The 18,405-nt window shown below is 75.0% G+C and carries 20 protein-coding genes; 9 read left to right on the top strand and 11 right to left on the bottom strand.

Going from position 1 to position 18,405, the window contains the following annotated elements; all coding sequences use genetic code 11:
* Window positions 1–241 precede the first annotated feature (241 nt).
* Window positions 242–865 (bottom strand): FxLYD domain-containing protein, encoded by a 624-nt coding sequence (locus ACFVXH_RS03080; protein ID WP_387819813.1) that lies wholly within the window; start codon window positions 863–865, stop codon window positions 242–244.
* Between the two features lie 137 nt (window positions 866–1,002).
* Complete coding sequence (locus ACFVXH_RS03085) at window positions 1,003–1,563, bottom strand: DoxX family protein (RefSeq protein ID WP_049660922.1); 561 nt, start codon at window positions 1,561–1,563, stop codon at window positions 1,003–1,005.
* 213 nt (window positions 1,564–1,776) lie between these two features.
* On the opposite strand from ACFVXH_RS03085, the gene ACFVXH_RS03090 reads away from it, so the two are divergent.
* Window positions 1,777–2,409, top strand: coding sequence for a MarC family protein (locus ACFVXH_RS03090; protein ID WP_387819815.1), 633 nt, complete (start codon window positions 1,777–1,779; stop codon window positions 2,407–2,409).
* Window positions 2,410–2,445: 36 nt separating this feature from the next.
* Here ACFVXH_RS03090 and ACFVXH_RS03095 read toward each other — a convergent pair whose 3' ends face one another.
* On the bottom strand, window positions 2,446–2,985 hold the full coding sequence (locus tag ACFVXH_RS03095; protein WP_074000809.1) for an NADPH-dependent FMN reductase: 540 nt from the start codon (window positions 2,983–2,985) through the stop codon (window positions 2,446–2,448).
* A gap of 90 nt (window positions 2,986–3,075) precedes the next feature.
* Window positions 3,076–3,537, bottom strand: coding sequence for an Lrp/AsnC family transcriptional regulator (locus tag ACFVXH_RS03100; protein ID WP_234348510.1), 462 nt, complete (start codon window positions 3,535–3,537; stop codon window positions 3,076–3,078).
* Between the two features lie 188 nt (window positions 3,538–3,725).
* Here ACFVXH_RS03100 and ACFVXH_RS03105 point away from each other — a divergent pair, with 188 nt between their 5' ends.
* The 3 genes from ACFVXH_RS03105 to ACFVXH_RS03115 all read left to right on the top strand — a co-directional run bounded on the left by ACFVXH_RS03105 (window position 3,726) and on the right by ACFVXH_RS03115 (window position 6,478).
* Window positions 3,726–4,556, top strand: coding sequence for a tryptophan 2,3-dioxygenase (locus ACFVXH_RS03105; RefSeq protein WP_375874089.1), 831 nt, complete (start codon window positions 3,726–3,728; stop codon window positions 4,554–4,556).
* A gap of 56 nt (window positions 4,557–4,612) precedes the next feature.
* A complete protein-coding gene (kynU, locus tag ACFVXH_RS03110) occupies window positions 4,613–5,839 on the top strand; it encodes a kynureninase (RefSeq protein WP_049654815.1) in 1,227 nt (408 codons plus the stop codon).
* 141 nt (window positions 5,840–5,980) lie between these two features.
* Window positions 5,981–6,478, top strand: coding sequence for a F0F1 ATP synthase subunit B (locus ACFVXH_RS03115; RefSeq protein WP_158077659.1), 498 nt, complete (start codon window positions 5,981–5,983; stop codon window positions 6,476–6,478).
* Window positions 6,479–6,491: 13 nt separating this feature from the next.
* Here ACFVXH_RS03115 and ACFVXH_RS03120 read toward each other — a convergent pair whose 3' ends face one another.
* Window positions 6,492–7,436: a hypothetical protein gene (locus ACFVXH_RS03120; protein WP_387819818.1), complete on the bottom strand. Its 945-nt coding sequence runs from the start codon at window positions 7,434–7,436 to the stop codon at window positions 6,492–6,494.
* Window positions 7,437–7,512: 76 nt separating this feature from the next.
* Between ACFVXH_RS03120 and ACFVXH_RS03125 the strand changes: the two genes are divergently transcribed.
* Window positions 7,513–8,142, top strand: a complete 630-nt coding sequence (locus ACFVXH_RS03125) for a TetR/AcrR family transcriptional regulator (protein ID WP_387819820.1) — start codon at window positions 7,513–7,515, stop codon at window positions 8,140–8,142.
* 131 nt (window positions 8,143–8,273) lie between these two features.
* Here ACFVXH_RS03125 and ACFVXH_RS03130 read toward each other — a convergent pair whose 3' ends face one another.
* Complete coding sequence (locus ACFVXH_RS03130; RefSeq protein ID WP_387819822.1) at window positions 8,274–9,752, bottom strand: choice-of-anchor A family protein; 1,479 nt, start codon at window positions 9,750–9,752, stop codon at window positions 8,274–8,276.
* Between the two features lie 457 nt (window positions 9,753–10,209).
* Between ACFVXH_RS03130 and ACFVXH_RS03135 the strand changes: the two genes are divergently transcribed.
* From ACFVXH_RS03135 to ACFVXH_RS03145, 3 genes are all read left to right on the top strand, one after another.
* A complete protein-coding gene (locus tag ACFVXH_RS03135; protein ID WP_387819824.1) occupies window positions 10,210–10,917 on the top strand; it encodes a 4'-phosphopantetheinyl transferase family protein in 708 nt (235 codons plus the stop codon).
* A gap of 174 nt (window positions 10,918–11,091) precedes the next feature.
* Window positions 11,092–11,574 (top strand): membrane protein, encoded by a 483-nt coding sequence (locus ACFVXH_RS03140; RefSeq protein ID WP_049654835.1) that lies wholly within the window; start codon window positions 11,092–11,094, stop codon window positions 11,572–11,574.
* A gap of 106 nt (window positions 11,575–11,680) precedes the next feature.
* Complete coding sequence (locus ACFVXH_RS03145; RefSeq protein ID WP_387819826.1) at window positions 11,681–12,529, top strand: helix-turn-helix domain-containing protein; 849 nt, start codon at window positions 11,681–11,683, stop codon at window positions 12,527–12,529.
* On the opposite strand, the gene ACFVXH_RS03150 is transcribed toward ACFVXH_RS03145, so the two are convergent.
* Both ACFVXH_RS03150 and ACFVXH_RS03155 read right to left on the bottom strand, forming a co-directional pair.
* On the bottom strand, window positions 12,526–12,960 hold the full coding sequence (locus tag ACFVXH_RS03150) for a hypothetical protein (protein WP_387819828.1): 435 nt from the start codon (window positions 12,958–12,960) through the stop codon (window positions 12,526–12,528). The two genes, ACFVXH_RS03145 and ACFVXH_RS03150, sit on opposite strands and share 4 nt — an antisense overlap.
* Before the next feature lie 167 nt (window positions 12,961–13,127).
* Complete coding sequence (locus ACFVXH_RS03155) at window positions 13,128–14,120, bottom strand: Lrp/AsnC family transcriptional regulator (protein WP_387819830.1); 993 nt, start codon at window positions 14,118–14,120, stop codon at window positions 13,128–13,130.
* A 115-nt stretch (window positions 14,121–14,235) separates the two neighbouring features.
* Here ACFVXH_RS03155 and ACFVXH_RS03160 point away from each other — a divergent pair, with 115 nt between their 5' ends.
* Window positions 14,236–15,039, top strand: coding sequence for an inositol monophosphatase family protein (locus tag ACFVXH_RS03160; protein WP_387819832.1), 804 nt, complete (start codon window positions 14,236–14,238; stop codon window positions 15,037–15,039).
* Here the strand turns inward: ACFVXH_RS03160 and ACFVXH_RS03165 are convergent, their stop codons facing one another.
* The 3 genes from ACFVXH_RS03165 to ACFVXH_RS03175 are packed head-to-tail and all read right to left on the bottom strand — an operon-like array spanning window position 15,040 to window position 18,351.
* Entirely contained in the window at window positions 15,040–16,008 is a 969-nt protein-coding gene (locus tag ACFVXH_RS03165) for an amidohydrolase family protein (RefSeq protein ID WP_387819834.1), read from the bottom strand. It abuts the gene before it with no gap.
* Entirely contained in the window at window positions 16,005–17,639 is a 1,635-nt protein-coding gene (locus ACFVXH_RS03170) for an acyl-CoA dehydrogenase family protein (RefSeq protein WP_074000798.1), read from the bottom strand. The genes ACFVXH_RS03165 and ACFVXH_RS03170 overlap by 4 nt, the downstream gene beginning before the upstream one ends.
* Window positions 17,623–18,351, bottom strand: coding sequence for a TetR/AcrR family transcriptional regulator (locus ACFVXH_RS03175; RefSeq protein ID WP_074000797.1), 729 nt, complete (start codon window positions 18,349–18,351; stop codon window positions 17,623–17,625). Before ACFVXH_RS03175 ends, ACFVXH_RS03170 begins: the two co-directional genes overlap by 17 nt.
* Between the last annotated feature and the right edge of the window lie 54 nt (window positions 18,352–18,405).

Consider the following 18,405-nt stretch of genomic DNA (forward strand, 5'->3'; position numbering starts at 1 on the left):
GGCCGGACGACCGGGACATGACAGGCATGGGTGGGGAATCGAGCGGATCAGACCATGACGGACTACCGGGATGTGCCGAACCGGCGCCGGCAGCACGAGGCCGCCGACGCCGGTTCAGGGGCTCCCTGCACCTGGGCAATAAAAATGGACTAGACCAACTCGCCCGTCAAGGGGTGCTGTTGGGCCTTGAGCCCCGCTTAAGGTTCCGCACCCGCGCTGAGCTGGGCGGCCGGGTCCAGACTCAATAGCGGACGGCGTTGGCCACCTCGGCCTTGACCGTGCCGGACAGGTCCCGGTTGGCGTGCCCGGTGGCCTGGGCGCTCTGCCCGGCGGCCACGTCCTGGACGGTCACCGCGGTCGCGTCCAGCACCTTGCCGGACTCGTCGGTGAAGTCCAGCTGGATCACGTACCGGTACGACTGCTGCCCGTGGTTGGTGACGGTCAGCGACACCTGCGGCTTGCCGTCCGAACCGGTGCTCACCGCCCCGACCGCGACGTCCCCCTTGGCGTCCAGCCCGCCCTTGATCCCGGCGACGGCCGAGGAGGCCGCCGACACCGCCGCCGAGGCCTGCGCCTCCGCCGAGGCGATCGCCGCACCCGCCCCGCCGGCCACCGAGGCCAGCGCCGAGGCGGCGGAGGCGGCGGCGCTCGCACCCCGCTCCACCGCGGCCGCCGCCCCGGAGGCCACACTGCTCGCACTCTGGCCGGAGGAGCAGCCCGCGAGCACCGCCGCTCCGACCACCGCGGCGACCAACACCCCTGCCACCACCCGCCGTTGGCGGCGCAGCGGCGGTGCGTCCAGGTCCTGGGCGGTGGCCCTCGGCGGGGTACAGGCCCTCGCGCGGGTGAGCGGCTGGCGGTCCATGCGGTCCCTCGTTTCCGGTCGGCGCCGGGCTGCCCGGCACACCTCCCGGCCCACCCTCCGAGGGCGGGCGGGCCTCCGCCAGCAGGGCTGCTGCCTCCGGGTGAACCGGCCTGCGGGACCCGCCTCCGCGAGGGGCCCTACGAGAGCCCCGAGCCCTCCTGCTCGTCCGCCTCCACCGCGGCCCGCTCCTCGCGCAGCCGCACCTGGTGCCGGCGCCGGGCGACCGCGCCGTACGCCCCGGCGGCACTCGCCACGAAGGCCACCAGCCCGACCCACGGCCGGTCGAAGACGTGGCCGGTCAGGTGGTCCAGCGAGTACCGGCCGGCACCGGCCAGGCCGATCGCCAGCCCGGTCGCGCCGAGGAAGGCCGGGTACTCGTAGCCGCCGGACATCGCGAAGAAGCCGGCCGGGGCGTGCACCGACACCGCGCCCGCCATCGTCCCGGCCACCACCGCGCCGGCCGCCGGGGTGGCCAGCCCGGCCACCAGCAGCGCCCCGCCGCCCGCCTCGCCGAGGCCGGCCGCGAGCGCGCTCTCCCGGGCCGGGTGGAAGCCCATGTGCTCCATGGCCTGGGTGGTGCCCTCCAGGCCGCCGCCCCCGAACCAGCCGAACAGCTTCTGGGTGCCGTGCGCGATCAGCACCCCGCCGACCGCGCCGCGCAGGGCCAGCAGGCCCAGGTCCTTACGGTTCAGGCACATGTCGCATCCTCGCTTCCGCGGCGGGCTGGTCCCGCTCGCTGGCAGTCCTGCCTCCATAGCAACCGAGAGCGCCCGTCCCTTCGAGCCAGGACCGCCATCCGGGCGAATTCGCCCCTGACCAGGAATGGAACGGCCGCCGGGGAGATTCACGCCACGCCCGGCCGCGGGGCGTGGCGCCCTGACCGCCCGGGGCCGCGCGGTCATGCTGGGCCCATGTTCGTCTTCAACCTGGGCAGCGCCTTCATCACCTTCTTCGCCGTGGTCGGTCCGCCGAAGACCCTGCTGGCCTTCACCCGGCTGGCCGGGACCAGGAGCAACCTGGAGCTGCGGCGGCTGGCGGCGCTGAGCACGGCCATCTCGGCGGTGATCGGCCTGGTGCTCGGCTTCGGGGCCGACGAGCTGACCACCCTGTTCCACATCAGCGACCAGTCGCTGCAGCTCGCGGGCGGGGCGATCTTCTTCGTCTACGCCGTCGCGCTGGTCTTCGGCGTCCACCTCGGCTCGGACGGCGAGGAGGACGAGCACCTCGCGAACCCGCTGGTGGACGGCATCCGCGAACTGCTGCTGCCGTACATCGCCAGCCCGCTCGCCATCACGGCCGTCCTGGTCGCCTCGCTCAACCAGGACAACTGGGGCTGGAAGGCCGCCGTCTCCGGGGCGTACGTGGCCGTCGCGGTGATCAACTACCTCTGCGTGGCGGTGCTCGCCCCGCTGATGCGGCGCACCCACCGCACCTCGCTGGAGGTGCTGTCCCGGCTGCTCGGGCTGCTGCTGGCGGCGGTCGGCGTCGAGCTGTTCCTGGAGGGCCTGGCCGGGCTCGGGGTGCACCTGCCGACGGGGCACTGACCCCGGCCCGCCCCCAGCCCCCCGCTCAGCCCCGGCTCAGCCCGCCGCGAGCCGGGCCAGCACCCCGCCGATCCGCTCGCGCACCAGCGGGTCGGCGACCAGCCCGTCCGGGCCCACCGCGCCGCGCTCCAGCGGCAGCCGGACGCAGGCCTCGTCCAGCACCGCCGCACCGGTGTAGCCGAGGACGGTGCGCAGGGTGGCCTCGGCCCCCAGGCCGCGGCCCGGGCCGGCGGCGTTGATCCAGCCGGTGGGCTTGTCCGAGATCTCGACCCCGCCGACCGTCCAGTCCAGCAGGTTCTTGAACGCGCCCGGCAGCGTCCCGGCGTACTCGGGGGTGCAGACCAGCAGCGCGTCGGCCGCCCCGATCGCGGCCCGCAGCCCGGCCACCGGCTCCGGCAGCGGGTCGGTGTCGTGGTCCGGGTTGAAGTGCGGCAGCCCGGCCAGGCCCTCGTAGTAGGCGGCCCGCAGGCCCGGGGTGGCGGCCGCCACCGCGGCCGCGGTGCGCAGCACCGTCTCGTTGGTGGAACCGGCCCGCAGGCTCCCGGGCAGCAGCAGGATGTGGCGCTCGTTCGGCATGCCGGGCAACCTACCCCTTGACGTCCGCGTCAGGGCCGGCCGGCCTCGGTGCCGCGACCCGACCGCGGCCCGACCGCGACCCGGCGGCGCTCAGTGCGGCACCACCGGCCGCCAGGGCACCGGGCTGGAGAGGATCATCGAGCTGGACGGCTGGCCGTAGCCGCCGAGCCGGTCGCACACCGCCTCGAACTCGGCCATCGTCGACACCGCGACCAGCAGCACGCAGCACGCCCCGCCGGTGACCCGGTGCAGCTGGACCACCTCCGGCCAGGTCGGCACCTCCGGGTCGCGCAGCACGCAGCGCGGGCCGTAGCACTGGATCTGGACCAGCGCGGTGATCGGCAGCCCGGCCCGGGTGAGGTCCACGTGGGCGTGGTAGCCGCTGATCACACCCTCGGACTCCAGCCGGCGGACCCGTTCGGCCACCGCGGGTGCGGACAGGCTCACCCGGCGGGAGAGTTCGTTGTACGAGAGCCGGGCGTCGGCCTGGAGCTCGGCGAGCAGACGGCGGTCGACGGCGTCCAAGGCGGCCTCCCGGGTGGTCGGGATCAAGGGATTTCCATTCGTAAAGCGAATCGGCGGAACGCCTCGCGAACGACAGCTCCGAAGGCGGTTGTGATGCCCGTCGACCATTCAAGCGGGGGGCACCGCCGCCGCACAATGGGCACCCGGTGGAACCCGGCAGTCCGGCCGGTCCACCGGACCGGGTGACGCGGCCCGGAGGATCTGGAGGGATCGGGATGGGGCACGACACGGTGGAGACGCCCAACCTGTCGTTCGGCCGGGGCGGAGCGCCCGGCCGGGGCACCCCGTACGCCGAGTACGTACGCCTGGAGGAGCTGCACGGCCTGCAGCACCCGCGCAGCAAGGAGCCGGCCGAGCTGTCGTTCATCGTCACCACCCAGGTGATGGAGCTGCTGTTCGACCTGCTGCGGCACGAGTGGACGCTCGCCCGGCAGGCGCTGCGCGAGGACGACCTGGCCGCCGCCCTGGCCGCGCTGCGCCGGGGCACCCACGTCCAGGACGTGCTGGTGGAGTCCTGGGACCTGCTGGCCACCATGACCCCGCACGAGTTCAACTCCTTCCGCTCGCTGTTCGGCGAGGCCTCCGGCTTCCAGTCCGCCGCCTTCCTGCGGCTGGAGTTCCTGCTCGGCAACAAGAACGCCGCGCTGCTGGCGATGTACGACGGGATGCCCGACACCCGGGCCGAGCTGACCGAGGCACTGCGCTCCCCCGGCCTGTACGACGAGGCGCTGGCGCTGCTGGCGCGCCGCGGCCTGGCCCCGCACCCGGCCCCCTCCGAGCAGCGCTACCAGCCGTCCGCGGAGGTCGAGGCGGCCTGGCGGCGGGTGTACACGGAGCCGGAGCTCGCCGCGCTCCGGCCGCTCGGCGAGGCCCTGCTGGACGTGGCCGAGCGGGTCACCCGGTGGCGCCAGCGCCACCTCTCGGCGGTCAAGCGGACCATGGGCGGCAAGCCCGGCTCGGGCGGCTCCAGCGGGCTGACCTGGCTGCGCAAGTCGGCCGAGCAGGACGTCTTCCCGGAGCTGTGGACGATCCGGGACGGGCTGTGACGGGCACAACGGGTACGGAACGGGACGGGCAGAGGATGACGAGGGAGGGACGGGCAATGACCACGCGCGAGGACTGCGCGGCGCTGGACGCCGCCGACCCGCTGGCGGCGTTCCGCAAGGAGTTCGCCCTGCCGGACGGGGTGGTCTACCTGGACGGCAACTCGTTGGGCGCGCTGCCGGTGCGCACGCCCGAGCGGGTGCGCCGGGTGGTCGAGGAGGAGTGGGGCCGGGAGCTGATCCGCAGCTGGAACGACGCCGGCTGGTTCGAGCAGCCGTACCGGCTGGGGCGGCGGATCGCGCCGCTGGTCGGCGCCGCTCCGGCGGAGGTGGTCGTCTGCGACACCACCTCGGTCAACCTGTTCAAGGTGCTGTCGGCCGCGCTGCGGCTGCGCCCGGGCCGGCGCACGGTGCTCGGCGACGCCGAGGCCTTCCCGACCGACCTGTACATCGCCGAGGGCGTGACCGGCCTGGTCGAGGGCGCGCGCAGCGCGCTGATCCGCCCCGAGGAGCTGGACCGGCACCTGGACGGGGACGTCGCCGCGGTCGTCCTCTCGCACGTGGACTACCGCACCGGCGAGCTGCTGGACATGCCCGGGATCACCGCCCGGGTGCACGCCGCGGGCGCCCTGATGATCTGGGACGTGTGCCACTCCGTGGGCGCGCTGCCGGTCGGACTCGACGCCGCCGGCGCGGACTTCGCGATCGGCTGCACCTACAAGTACCTGAACGGCGGCCCCGGCTCGCCGGCCTTCCTGTACGTCGCCGAACGGCACCTGGCGGCCGGCCCGCTCCAGCCGCTCAGCGGCTGGTTCGGCCACGCCCGGCCGTTCGCCTTCGAGCCCGGGTACGAGCCGAAGCCGGGCATCGGCCGGTTCCTGACCAGCTCGCCCTCACTGCTCGGCCAGGCCGCCCTCGGCGCCTCGCTGGACATCTGGGAGCGGGTCGACCTGGCGGAGGTACGGGCGAAGAGCCTGGCACTGACCGACCTGTTCGTCTCGCTGACCGAGGGCCTGGACGGCGTCGAGGTGGCGACCCCGCGCGAGCATGCCCGGCGCGGCAGCCAGGTCGCGCTGCGGCACGCCGACGGCTACCCGGTGGTGCAGGCGCTGATCGAGCGCGGGGTGATCGGCGACTTCCGCGCGCCGGACCTGATGCGCTTCGGCTTCACGCCGCTCTACCTGTCGTACACCGAGGTCTGGGATGCGGCCCGGCAGTTGGCCGAGGTGCTGGAGAGCGGCGAGTGGCGGGCGGAGCGCTTCTCCCGCCGGGGCGAGGTGACGTAGCCGGCCGGGAGGACCGGCCCCCGGAGCGGCGGCACGGCCCGGGGGCCGCCGTGACGCAGCTCATGCCCGGGCCGAGTTCGACCTCCGTCGTCCTTGGGGATGCTCAAGACTGACGGAACGTCACACCCTGGGGAGGCGTGCGTGAACCTCGAACTCGGCCCGCTCAAGCCCGAACCGGCCCCGCTGCTGCTGGGCCTGGCACTGCTCTTCCTGCTGATGTGGGCGCTCGGCCGCCGTCTGCTCCCGCGGATCGAACGGGTGCAGTCCGAACGCTGGGAGGCCACCGAGGGCCGCGCCGAACGCGCCGAGGCCCTGCTCGCCGAGGCCGAGGCCACCCGGGAGGCCCGACTGCTGGAGCTGGCCGAGGCACGGCACGAGGCGGCCCGGATCCGGGAGGAGTACGCCGAGCGCGGCGCGGCGGCGATGGTCGCGGCCCGCGCGGAGGGCATCCGCGCCCGGGACGAACTGCTCACCACCGGCCGCGCCCGGATCGCCGCCGACCGGGCCGAGGCGGCCCGCGTGCTGCGGCAGGACGTCGGCGAGCTGGCCGTCGCCCTGGCCGGCCGGGTGATCGGCGAACCGGTGCACGCCGTCGCCGCGCGACGTCGGACGGTGGAGCGCTTCTTCGAGGCGAACTAGCCTTGCCGGAGCGTCAGTTCGTCAGCTCCTGGACCAGCCCGCGGTAGACCGCGAAGGCCGGCTTGGGCGTGTAGTCGTCGCGCAGCAGGCCGAAGCGCGGGAACAGCCCGGCACCCGCGCTGTCCGCGTCGCGCAGCGCGAAGAACGCGTAACCGGTGACGTGGAGTTCGGCGGCGAGCCCGGCGACCGTCCGGACCACCTCCGCCACCACCTCGGCCTGCCGCGCCTCGCTCCGCCCGGGGCCGGTGGGCCAGCCGTTCTCGCAGATCCGCAGCGGGACGTCCGGCCCGATCCCGGCCCGGGGCAGCGCGTCCCGGCGGAAGCCGGTGAGCACCGCCCGTACTGCGTCGGCGAGTTGGGACGGCGGGACGGGGCGAAAGACGTCCGGGAAGAAGTCCAGGCCGACGTAGTCCAGGGCGCGGTGGAAGCGCTCGTCGGCGAGCTCCCCGAGCTCGGTCCAGAAGGTGTCCGCGGGGTCGAAGGAGGGCACCGCGTTGAAGCCGACGGCCAGCCGGTCGAATCCGTGGGCCAGCGCCTCCTCCTTGGCCGCGACCACGCCCTCGACCAGCGCCCGGCGGACGTTCGGGATGCTGCCGTCCACGGGCGGGAGGTCCAGGTTGGGCTCCTCGCAGATCTGGAGCAGGGCGAGGCCGTGCCCCTCGGTCCGGACCGTCCGCCGGACGAAGTCCAGCCAGCCCGCCAACTCCCCGCTCCGCTCCCGGTACTGGACCACCAGGTCGAGCCGGCGGCCCTCGACGGCGTACCGTTCGGGCCGCTCGGGGGTGTGCTCGCCGCCCGGGTACGAGCGGTAGGCGCGGACCAGGAACTCCCCTGCACCGCCCTGGAGTTCACGCAGGGCGGCGGTGATCCGGGCCGGGTCGTCGGGGCGGGCGGGGGTGATCACGCCGGTGTCGTCGCCCGCCAGCCCGCCGGGATAGATGCCGAAGGTGAAGGTCATGCCGTCACCGTAGCGGATATTTTTGGTGTCACCACAAGTTTTCAGTGACACCATGATTGGCGGATAGGATCCGGCCATGGGACTTCGCGAACTCAAGAAGCAGCAGACCCGGGAGCTGCTCTCCGACACCGCCATGGGCCTGTTCGCCGAGCGCGGCTTCGACCGGGTCACGGTGGTCGAGGTGGCCCGGGCCGCCGGGGTCTCGCCGAACACGGTCTTCAACTACTTCCCGACCAAGGAGGACCTGTTCTTCGACCGCCAGGAGGAGGTGGTCGCCCACCTGGCCGAGGTGGTCCGGCACCGCCCCCCGGGCAGCTCGGCCGTGGACGCCGTCCGGGCCGACCTGCTGGCGGCCTTCGCGAGCGGCGAGCCGACGGTCGGACTGAACCCGGGGATCGCGGCGTTCTGGCGGATCGTCGAGGACAGCGCCGCCCTGCGGGCCCGACTGCTGGAGCTCGGCGAACGGGCCGAGGCGGCGCTGGCGGCCGCCCTGGCCGAGGAGTCGGGCGCCGCACCGGAGGACCCGCTCCCCCGGATCGTGGCCGGAGCCGTCGCGGGGGCCCACCGGGCGGTGCTCGGCGAGATCCGGCGGGCCATGGTGGCCGGGGAGCCGGCCGAGGCGGTACGGACCCGGGTCGAGGCGGCGGTGCGGCACGCCTTCGGCCTGCTCGCCTCGGGCCTCGCCCGCTACCCGGCCGAGCAGTAGGCGGGCGGACCGGGGGAACGCCCGCGGCGGCGGGGACGGGAACGGCGCAGGCCGCCCGGTCGGGGTCGACTCGGGCGGCCTGCGCCGCTGTCCGGCTGGTCAGTTCGTCAGTTCGTCAGCCGTACGGTCCGTCAGCTGTGGCGGCCGCGGCGGCGGGCGGCCAGTACGGCCAGACCGCCGAGGCCGAGCAGGCCGACGCCCGCCAGGCCGAAGACCACCGGGGCGTTGCCCGCACCGGTGGAGGGCAGCTCACCGCCACCGGGGTGCTGGCTGGTCGGCGCCTTGGTCGGGTGGTGGCTGGTCGGGCCCGGCCCGGCGCTCGACGTCGTCGCGCTGGCCGACGGCGAGGTCGGCGCCGGAGAGGTCGGCGCCGGAGAGGTCGGCGCGGGGGACGTCGGGGACGGCGAGGTCGGGGACGGGGAAGTCGGCGACGGCGACGTGGGAGACGGCGAGGTCGGCGACGGAGACGTCGGGCTCGGCGAGGTCGGTGAGGGGGACGTGGGCGAGGGGGACGGCGTCGGCGAGGTCGGCGACGGGCTGGGCGTCACGGCGCAGTCCGGCAGGTCGCCGTCGAACGGGTAGCTGTGGATCTCGTAGCCGCCGGTACCGGTGTGGACCAGGTTGCCCGCCAGGTACACCCGGCCGTTCATGCCCGGCTGGGCGATGGTCGTGGTGCCGCCCGGGTTGCCGGCCATGACCGAGCCCTGGAACTGGGCGCTGCCGAGGATCTGCGCCGAGGTCGCGGTCGGGAAGTTGTACATCAGCTTCGAGCGCATGTCGGTGGTCTGGTCCCCGGCCAGGCCGGTGCCGGTGTAGGTGTTGATGATCGGGCTGTCCCCGAGCATGTTCACCACGACGGTGGCGCCGGCCGGGATGTTGTTGAAGACCAGGCCGATCTGCCCGCCGGACGGCGAGGCGAGGTTCTGGGTGACGTTGAAGACCTGCTTCATGCTGGTCCCGTCGCCGGTGAAGGTCGCCTGGCTCGGGGAGATGTCGACGGTGCCGGTCGCGGTGGCCCGGCCGACGCAGTCGGAGACCTCCTCGATCTGGGTCAGCACCGACTGGTAGGGCGCGGCCGCGTTCGGGTCCTGGATCGACTCGCCAGTGGGGTCGATGTTCACGGTGCCGGTGACGGAGCCCGCGTGGCGCAGGTTGCCGAAGGCCGGGCCGTGCGAGTCGCTGCCGCCGATCAGGATCGCGTTGCCGGTCAGCACGTCGACGTTGCCGCCGGTGGTCACGAAGTCGCTGCCGTTCGGCGGCACCACGCGCGAGCCGACGCCGACGACGCCCATGTTGTAGATGCCGCCGCCGTTCTTGTCGACGGTCAGGTTCCCCAGCGTGACGATCTTGCCCTCGGCCTCCGCGGCGCGGCCGGTCACCGTGTAGTCGCCGCCGGTGAAGACGTTGATGGTGGCGTCGCGGCCGGGGAAGTCGCCGTTGTTGGGCGGCGGCCAGGTGGCGGGGCAGTCGGGCCCCGAGCAGGCGCCCAGCGGCGGGGCCAGCGGGGCGGCGGAACCGACCGTCAGCACCGCGGCCAGCGGCAGCGCGGTGAGGGCGGTCGCCACCGCCACCCGGACGGCCCGGCGCCGTCGTGTGGCCGGTGTTCTCACGGCGGTCGTTCTGTGATCCGGCGAACCGGTGGCCTGACCCATCGACAATTCCTCCGTGCATGAGAAAAGGACAGGCCGGGACGACCTGCCATGTTCCGTGCCATCTGCTGGCGATCTCACAGATCCGGGACATCCAACCCCAAAAAGGACCATCCGCACTTTACAGACCCTCAGATCGGATCCGAAATTCATCCGTACGGAGCAGCGCTTCCTCGGGCGGGCGCCGACGGACGGCAAGGCCGTAGGGCGTGTCTTCGAACTCGCGTCGTCCGCCCGGAGGGCGGGCGGGGCGGCGTTGGGGTGCGTGCATCGCAAGGCGGAGGAGGGAGCCACTGCGGTGGGGGCACCTCCCGGCCGAAGGCTGGGGGCCATCGGCGACCGACGACAACGCGGCGAGGTGCGTGCCCTGGCGTCGCCCCGCAGACGCGAGTTCGAAGACAGGCCCTAAGTTGGAGGCATGACCACCGAGGCCCAGGAACAGAGCGCGCCGCTCGTCGCCGTCGCGTCCGCCGACGCCGTACTGCGGCACCCCGAGGCGGGCGAGCACCTGCTGACCGCCATGGAGCGGGAGCGCGCCGCGCGCTTCCGGCACGAGTCCGGGCGGACCGACTTCACCGCCGGCCACGTCCTGGTCCGGCTCTGCGCCGCCCGGCTGCTCGACGTGCCGGCGGCCGGCCTCGTCCTCGCCCAGCAGTGCCCGGACTGCGGGCTCGCCGACCACGGCAAGCCCTACCTGCCGGACCACCCCGGGGTGCACGTGAGCCTGTCGCACACCCGGGGCGTGGTCGCGGCCGGCGCCGGGTTCCAGCCGGTCGGGGTCGACGTCGAGCTGTCCACCCGGGGCGGCTCGCTGCGCTCGGTCGCCCGCCGGGTGCTCGCCCCGGCCGAGCTTGCCCTGGTCGAGGCCGACCCGGAGCCGGAGCGGGCGTTCCTGCGGCTCTGGGTGCGCAAGGAGTCGCTGATCAAGATCGGGCGGGCCACCCTGGACACCCTCGGCCGGGTCGACCTCTCCGCCCTGCCGCTGGCCGTCCCGCCGGGCGCCCCGCTGCGCAGCCGGTACGAGGACCTGCACCTGCTCGACTGGACCGACCCGGAGCACGCCGCCGCCGTCGCGGCCGTCAGCACCGCCCCGCCCCGGATCGTGGAGCTCACGGCGGCCGACTGAGCGAAGGGGGCGGGGCGCCGGGCATCGGCGGGCCGGCGGCGGGCTCCGGCGCCCACCCGCACGGTGGGCCGGTGAATAAGCGGTGTTAGCGTGCCTGGTCGTGGGCCCGCCGATCGCGTGCGCCCCGCCCCCAGCCGACCAGCTGCCCACCGGAATTCAAGAGGGTGCCCCGCCATGGCCAAGTTCCTGCTGAGCCTGCACGTCCTCGTGTCGGTCCTGTTCATAGGCCCGGTCGCGGTGGCCGTCAGCATGTTCCCGCGCCGGGCGAAGGCCGCGCTGGCGGGCGGACCGGACCGGGCCTCCGACGCCGGCGTGCTGCGGGTGCTGCACCGGATCACCCAGGTCTACGCGCTGCTCGGGGTCGCGGTGCCGGTGCTGGGCATCGGCCTGGCCCAGGTGATGGACGTGCTCGGGCAGTCCTGGGTGATCGTCTCGATGGTGCTGACCGCGATCGCCGCGCTCTCCCTCCTGCTCTTCGTGCTGCCGGGCCAGCAGGCCGCCGTGGACGCGCTCGAACTCGACCCGTCGGACGAGCGGCACGCCAAGGCCGTCGGCGGCCTGAAGCTGCTGCCGATGACCGCCGGGGTGTTCAACCTGCTGTGGGCCGTGGTCGTGGTGCTCATGGTCATCCGCCCGGGGTCGAGCACCGGCGTCTGAGCCCCGGATCCCCCGGGCCCTGATCCCCCGGGCCCCGGGCGCCTTGTCGCCTGGTCCCCCGCGCCCCCTCCCGCCGACCGTGGTGGTTCGAGTACCGTCCTGGGCCATGACGATCATGGCGGGCATGGGCAGCCCGACGGGAACCGGCGTCGGTCCGCTGCTGCGCGGCTGGCGGGTACGACGGCAGCTCAGCCAGCTGCAACTGGCGCTGCGGGCGGACTCCTCGGCCCGCCACCTCAGCTTCGTCGAGAACGGCCGCTCCCGCCCCAGCCGGGAGCTGGTGCTGCGGCTGGCCGAGGAGCTGGACGTCCCGGTGCGCGAGCGCAACGCCCTGCTGCTGGCGGCCGGTTACGCCCCGCACTACCCCGAGACACCGCTGGACGACCCGTCGATGGCCGCGCTGCGCGGCGGGCTGGAGCGGCTGCTGGCCGCCCACGACCCGTACCCGGCGGTCGTGGTCGACGGGTCCTTCCGGGTGCTGGCGGCCAACCGCTCGCTCGGACTGCTCCTGGCCGGCGTCGCCCCGCACCTGCTGGAGCCGCCGTTCAACGCGATCCGGATCACCCTGCACCCGGACGGGCTCGCGCCGCGCATCGTCAACCTGCGGCAGTGGCGGCGGCACCTGCTGGAGCGGATGGAGCGGCAGCTGGAGCTGGTCCGCGCCGAGCCGCTGCGCCGGCTGTACGAGGAGGTCCGCGGCTACCCCGAACCCGCCGGCGACCCGGCGGACGAGCCGGCCGACGACCGGGTGGACGGGCCGGCCGCGTACGGGTCCCCGTTCGCGCTGCCGCTGCGGATCCGGTACGAGGAGCGGGTGCTCTCCTTCCTCTCCACCATCGCGACCTTCAACACGCCGCTGGACGTCACCGTCTCCGAGCTGGCCATGGAGACCTTCCTGCCGGCCGACGCGGAGACGGTGCGGTTCCTGCAGTCCGTGGTCGGCCCCGAGCGCTAACCCTGCTGCCGGGCCCGGCGCCGCAGGGCGGTGAACTGGAGGACGGCGAACAGGGCCACCGCCGCGGCCTGCACCGGGATCCAGACGAACCCGGCGGTGGTCGGCTCCAGCCACACCTCCATCGCGACCAGGCTGAGCACCACCCAGGCCAGGTTCACGCCGATCACCGCCCGCACCCCCGGCCCCGGCGGCTGCCGCCGGGCGGCCAGCGCGCCGACCGCGAGGGCATACCCGAGGAGGAGCAGCCCCACCTCGACCAGGGTGGTGCGGCCCGCGCCGAGCAGTTCGCCGAGCGGACCGGAGAAGGCCAGGTAGGCCAGGCCGTTGCCGCCGGTCACCAGGGCGTCCAGGGTCAGGGCGCCGCGCACCGTCCACGGGGAGAGAGCGGAACCTGGCCGGGCGGGGCTGAGGGTGTTCGCGTGGGCGGACATGGCGGATCGCCTCCTGTCGGGGGTGGGCCCCGGGACCGTGGCGGCCGCACCGGGTGCCCCCACCCTGCCCGGCCCGGCGGCGGGCGTCGATTACCCCGCAGGTAAGGGCGGGCGCCCGCACGGGCACGGGCACCCGGGCTACGGCCGCCGGGCCACGGGCAGCCGGGCTACGGCCGCCCGGGCGGCTGCCGGAGCAGGACGCCCGCCCGCTTCACCGCGCGGGCGGTGATGGTGGTCTCCGCCCGGGTGACGCCGAGCGGTCCGAGGGTGTCGGTGAGGAAGCGGTACAGCTCGCCGTGGTCCGGGCAGAACACCGTGGCCAGCAGGTTGGCCGGGCCGCTGGTGGCGAACACCCCGTGCACCCGCGGGTGGCGGGCCAGCACCGTGCCGACCTCGGCGATCCGGCCGGGCGGCACGTCCAGCCAGAGGTTGGCGTCCACGGCCAGGCCGAGCAGCCGCGGGTCCACGGTGGCATGGGTGCGCAGCAGCCCGGCCCCGTCCAGCCGGTGCAGCCGGCGGCGCACCGTGGACTCGGGCGCGCCCACCGCTGCGGCCAGTACGGCGTGGGACTGCCGGGCGTCCTCGCCGAGCCGCTCCAGCAGCGCGCGGTCGAGATCGTCCAGCGGCGGGGGCGCGGCGGGGCGCGGGACGGCGGGCCGGGCGAGCGCGGCGGCTTCCTCCCCGGTCAGGTACCCGGCCCGCCACTGCCCGGCGTCGGCGAAGGCGTGCAGCACCGCGTGGGTGGTGGTCTCGGTGACGGCGCCGGTCGCGGGCAGCTGCCCGTACAACAGCCTGTCGCGGGAGCCGGCGTCGGTGAGCACCACGGCCCCGACCTCGTGGCCGCCGAGCATCACGTCGACGAACGGCACGTCGGGGCGGTCGGCGAGGGCCCGCGCGATGGCGTCCACCCGGCCGCTCAGCACCCGGACCCGCAGCAGCAGCGCGCCCACGGCGGCGTCCTCGACGTCCGGCAGCCGGACCACCCGCAGCACCCCGGCCTGCCGCATCCGGCCCAGCCGGCGGGTGACCGTCCGGGCGGAGACGCCCAGCACCTCGGCGATCCGGCCGGGCTCGGCCCGTCCGTCCACCTGGAGGGCGCACACCAGGCGGCGGTCGAGGGCGTCCAGCACGCTGTCCGGATCGGCGGTGGAGAGGTCCATGATGTCCGATCCCCGCCACTTCCGGCGGCTTCTGCGTCCTGTTCGGCAGCCCTGACGGTACTCCTTGTCCCGGACGGCCGGAGCGGACACCGGCCCGGAGCGAGGAGGAGTCACCGTGACGGACGGGCTGTGGAGGCTGGCGGAGGACGTGGAGGCCGCGGTGCGCGAGGTCGGTGCGGGGCTGGCGGCACGCCGGTCCGCCGAGCCGGTCACGGCGCGGACCGTCGAGGAGGCGGCGGCCCGCTTCGCCGAGCTGGACGGCCCGGCGGCCGCCGCCCTGCGGGAGCGGCTGACGGCGCTGCGCCCCCGGGCCGGCTGGGTGTCCGAGGAACTGGACGGCCCGGTGCCCGCCGAAGGCGAGTGGTGGCTGTGCGACGCGACCGACGGCGCGGTGCAGTACCTGCTCGGGCAGCCGCACTGGGCGGTGACCGCCACGCTGGTGCGGGACGGCGCGGCGGTGCTGGCCGTGGTGCACGCCCCGGAGCAGGACGGCCGCACCTACCGGGCGGTGCTCGGCGGCGGGGCCGAGCTGGACGGGCGGCCGATCGCGCCCCTGGAACGGGAGTTGGCCGTCACCGTCGCCGCCACCAGCCAGCCGCCCCGGGTGGCCGCCGACCCGGTGGCGCTGCGCCGGGCCGGCGAGTCGCTGTCCGCGATGGCGGGCGCGGTCCTGGCAGTGCGCAACCTCGGCCCGACCGCGCTCCAGGTGGCCCAGGTCGGCTCCGGGCACCTGGCGCTGTTCTGGGAGTACGGCCTGGACGCGGGCAACCTGCTGCCCGGCGCCCTGATCGCGCGCGAGGCGGGCCCCACGGTGACGGACGCCGCCGGGGCGGCCTGGACGGCCGGCTCCGACGGCTTCCTCGCCGCCGCGCCCGGGCTGCACGCCCGGGCGCTGGAGGTGCTGCGGACGGTGCGGTGATCAGCCCGCGGGCGCGGGCCCCGGTTCGGGTCGCGGTTCCGGTCGCGGTTCGGGTCGCGGCTCGGGTCCCGGTCCGAGTCCGAAGAGGGCGGCCGCGTTGTCGTGGCAGACCGCCCGCAGCCACTCCTCCCCCAGCCCCAGCCCGGCCAGCGCCTCCAGCTGGTGGACGTACCGGTAGGGGATGTTGGGGAAGTCGCTGCCGAGTAGGACGCGCTCCCGCAGCCCGCGCAGGCGCGGCAGTTCCGCGCGCGGGAACGGGACGTCGGCCTCGGCGAAGTCGGTGAACGCGATGGTGGTGTCCAGCCGGACGGCCGGGTGGCGCTCGGCCAGGTCGAGGAAGTCGCGGTACTCGGGCATCCCGAGGTGGGCGACCACCAGGACCAGGCCGGGGTGCCGCTCCAGCACCGCGCCGATCGGGCCGGGGCCGGTGAACTTGCCCGGCACCGGCCCGGACCCGCAGTGGGTGACCACCGGGGTGCCGGTCTCGGCGAGCAGCCCCCAGACCCCGTCCAGCAGCGGGTCCGCCGGGTCGTAGCCGCCGACCTGGAGGTGCGCCTTGAACACCCGGGCGCCGTCCTCGATCGCCCGGGCCACGTAGCCGGGCGCCCCGGGCTCGGGGAAGAAGGTCGCGGTGTGCAGGCACTCCGGGGTGCGGGCGGCGAAGTCGGCGGCCCAGCCGTTCAGCCAGCCGGCCATGCCGGGCTTGTGCGGGTAGAGCATGGACGTGAACGCCCGGACGCCGAAGTCCCGCAGCCGCCGGACCCGTTGCTCCTCGGCCTCGCGGTAGGTGATCGGCCACGGGCGGTTCACCAGCGGGCCGGCCGCGTCGAAGTACGCCCACACCTTGTCGAGGACGTTCTTCGGCATGAAGTGGGTGTGCACGTCGATCAGCCCCGGCAGGCCGAGGCCCTGCCAGAACGCCCGGACGCCCTCCGCCTCCCCGACGCCGTCCGCCTCCCGGTCGCTCACGCGATCACCGGGCGGGCGCGGTCGATGATCGCCCCGGTGTCGACGCCGGACGGCAGGGTGCCGAAGGCCGCGCCGTGGTCGCCGCCGAGCCGGCTCGCGCAGAACGCGTCGGCGACCGCCGGGCTGCCGTACCGGACCAGCAGCGAGCCCTGGAGGGCCAGCGCCATCGACTCGACCAGCCGACGGGTGCGGTACTCCAGGTCCCCCGGGTCGGTCAGCTCCTTGCGCAGCGCGGCGACGGCCGCGTCCAGCCGGCGGTCCGCGCCGGCGGCGGCGTCGAGTTCGCCGAGGAAGGCCTCGACGGTCTCCGGGCGCTTGGCCATGGCGCGCAGCGCGTCCAGGGCGGCGACGTTGCCGGAGCCCTCCCAGATCGACACCAGCGGCGCCTCCCGGTAGAGCCGGGGCATCCCGGACTCCTCCACGTAGCCGTTGCCGCCCAGGCACTCCAGCGCCTCGGCGGCGTGCGCCGGACCGCGCTTGCACACCCAGTACTTGGCCACCGCGAGGCCCAACCGCCGGACCAGCGCGTCGGTTTCGTCGCCGGCCAGGGCGCGGTCGGTGGCCCGGGCGAGCCGCATCGCGACGATCGTGGCCGCCTCGGACTCCACCACCAGGTCGGCGAGCACGTTGCGCATCAGCGGCTGGTCGACCAGCGCCTTGCCGAACGCCCGCCGGTGCAGGGCGTGGTGCACCGCCCGGGTGGCGCCGTAGCGCATGCCGGAGGCCGCGCCGACGGTGCAGTCCAGCCGGGTCATGTTGACCATCTCGATGATGGTCGGGACGCCCCGGCCCTCCTCGCCGACCAGCCAGCCGACCGCGCCGTCGTACTCCAGCTCGGCGGAGGCGTTGGACTTGTTGCCGAGCTTGTCCTTGAGCCGCATCAGCTGCAGGCGGTTGCGGCCGCCGTCCGGCAGGACGCGCGGCAGCGCGAAGCAGCTGAGGCCGCCCGGGGCCTGGGCGAGGGTCAGGAAGAGGTCGGACATCGGCGCCGAGGTGAACCACTTGTGGCCGGTGAGCCGGTAGGTGCCGTCGGCGTGCGGGGTGGCGGTGGTGGTGTTGGTGCGAACGTCCGAGCCGCCCTGCTTCTCGGTCATCGACATGCCGGCGATCAGCCCGCGCTTGGTACGCGGCTCGCGCAGCCCGTAGTCGTACTCCCGGGCGGCCAGCAGCGGCTCCAACTCGGCGGCCAGGGCCGGGTTGGCGCGCAGGGCCGGGACGGCGGCGTAGGTCATCGAGATCGGGCAGGTGTGGCCGGCCTCGACCTGGCCCCAGACGAAGAACCGGGCGGCGCGGGCGGAGTGGGCGCCGGGCCGCTCGTCGCGCCAGGGGGCGGCGTGCAGGCCGTACCCGACGGCGGTGCGCATCAGCTCGTGCCAGGCCGGGTGGAACTCGACCTCGTCGATCCGGTGGCCGAAGCGGTCGTGGGTGCGCAGCACCGGCGGGTTCTCGTTGGCCAGCCGGGCCCACTCGGCGGCCTGCTCGGAACCGGCCAGCCGGCCCAGCTCGCGCAGCTCGGGCTCGGCCCAGCCGGCGTCGGCCCGCTGGAGGGCGGCGAGCAGGGTGGGGTCGGCGGCGGTGTCGTGTCCGTACGGCAGGGGCACCTGGTTGGTGACCTCATGCGTAGCTGTCATCGCGTCCTCCCAGGGCACGCAGGGTGAAGGAGACCAGGGCGGGGACCACCGTGGTCTTGTCGCTCTGTTCGGGCTCGGCGGCTCCGGTCCCGGCGGCTCCGGTCTCGGCCGCTCCGGTCTCGGCCGCTCCGGGTGTGGCAGCTGCCCCGGACGCGGCTGTTCCGGGTACGGCTGTTCCGGGTGCGGCGGCGAGCGGGCCGGCCAGGGCCTCGCCGACCGCGCCGACCAGGGCGGCGGCGGTCAGCACCGGGTCCTGCTCGGGCAGTTCGCCGCTCGCCACGGCGGCGGCGATCTCGGTGGCGATCACGTCCCGGAACGCCCGCCGGAACACCAGTCGCTCCTCGTCCACGACCGCGTCGGCCGGCTCGACCAGCAGCGCGTACGCCAGCCGGGGCGCGCGCAGGGCGCGGGCGGCGAAGGTCTCGACCACGGCGGCGATCCGCCGCCTCGGGGTGTCCTGGCGGGCGACGGCGGCGTTGACCGCGTCGATCTCGTGCGTGACCACCCGGCGGAACAGCTGCACCGACAGCTCGGCCTTGCCGCTGAAGTGCTGGTAGAGGCTGCCGGTGGCGATCCCGGCGCGGTCCGCCACGGCGGCCATCGTGCAGCCGCCGTAGCCGCGCTCGGCGAGCAGGCCGACCGCCGACTGGAGCACCGCTTCGCGCTGGGCGTCCAGGCGGGCTTGTACGGCGGGCGTGCGTCGGTAGGCCATGCAAGCATTGAAGCACTGATTCACTGCTTCGGGGAGGGGCTGGGGCGGCCCGAC

The organism is Kitasatospora sp. NPDC058184, assembly GCF_042883725.1.
Taxonomy (GTDB): Bacteria; Actinomycetota; Actinomycetes; order Streptomycetales; family Streptomycetaceae; genus Kitasatospora.

Coding starts and splice junctions, on each gene's coding strand:
- ACFVXH_RS03080 (WP_387819813.1), bottom strand. CDS start 865: ATGGACCGCCAGCCGCTCACCCGCGCGAGGGCCTGTACCCCGCCGAGG.
- ACFVXH_RS03085 (WP_049660922.1), bottom strand. CDS start 1,563: ATGTGCCTGAACCGTAAGGACCTGGGCCTGCTGGCCCTGCGCGGCGCG.
- ACFVXH_RS03090 (WP_387819815.1), top strand. CDS start 1,777: ATGTTCGTCTTCAACCTGGGCAGCGCCTTCATCACCTTCTTCGCCGTG.
- ACFVXH_RS03095 (WP_074000809.1), bottom strand. CDS start 2,985: ATGCCGAACGAGCGCCACATCCTGCTGCTGCCCGGGAGCCTGCGGGCC.
- ACFVXH_RS03105 (WP_375874089.1), top strand. CDS start 3,726: ATGGGGCACGACACGGTGGAGACGCCCAACCTGTCGTTCGGCCGGGGC.
- kynU (WP_049654815.1), top strand. CDS start 4,613: ATGACCACGCGCGAGGACTGCGCGGCGCTGGACGCCGCCGACCCGCTG.
- ACFVXH_RS03120 (WP_387819818.1), bottom strand. CDS start 7,436: ATGACCTTCACCTTCGGCATCTATCCCGGCGGGCTGGCGGGCGACGAC.
- ACFVXH_RS03125 (WP_387819820.1), top strand. CDS start 7,513: ATGGGACTTCGCGAACTCAAGAAGCAGCAGACCCGGGAGCTGCTCTCC.
- ACFVXH_RS03135 (WP_387819824.1), top strand. CDS start 10,210: ATGACCACCGAGGCCCAGGAACAGAGCGCGCCGCTCGTCGCCGTCGCG.
- ACFVXH_RS03140 (WP_049654835.1), top strand. CDS start 11,092: ATGGCCAAGTTCCTGCTGAGCCTGCACGTCCTCGTGTCGGTCCTGTTC.
- ACFVXH_RS03145 (WP_387819826.1), top strand. CDS start 11,681: ATGACGATCATGGCGGGCATGGGCAGCCCGACGGGAACCGGCGTCGGT.
- ACFVXH_RS03150 (WP_387819828.1), bottom strand. CDS start 12,960: ATGTCCGCCCACGCGAACACCCTCAGCCCCGCCCGGCCAGGTTCCGCT.
- ACFVXH_RS03155 (WP_387819830.1), bottom strand. CDS start 14,120: ATGGACCTCTCCACCGCCGATCCGGACAGCGTGCTGGACGCCCTCGAC.
- ACFVXH_RS03170 (WP_074000798.1), bottom strand. CDS start 17,639: ATGACAGCTACGCATGAGGTCACCAACCAGGTGCCCCTGCCGTACGGA.
- ACFVXH_RS03175 (WP_074000797.1), bottom strand. CDS start 18,351: ATGGCCTACCGACGCACGCCCGCCGTACAAGCCCGCCTGGACGCCCAG.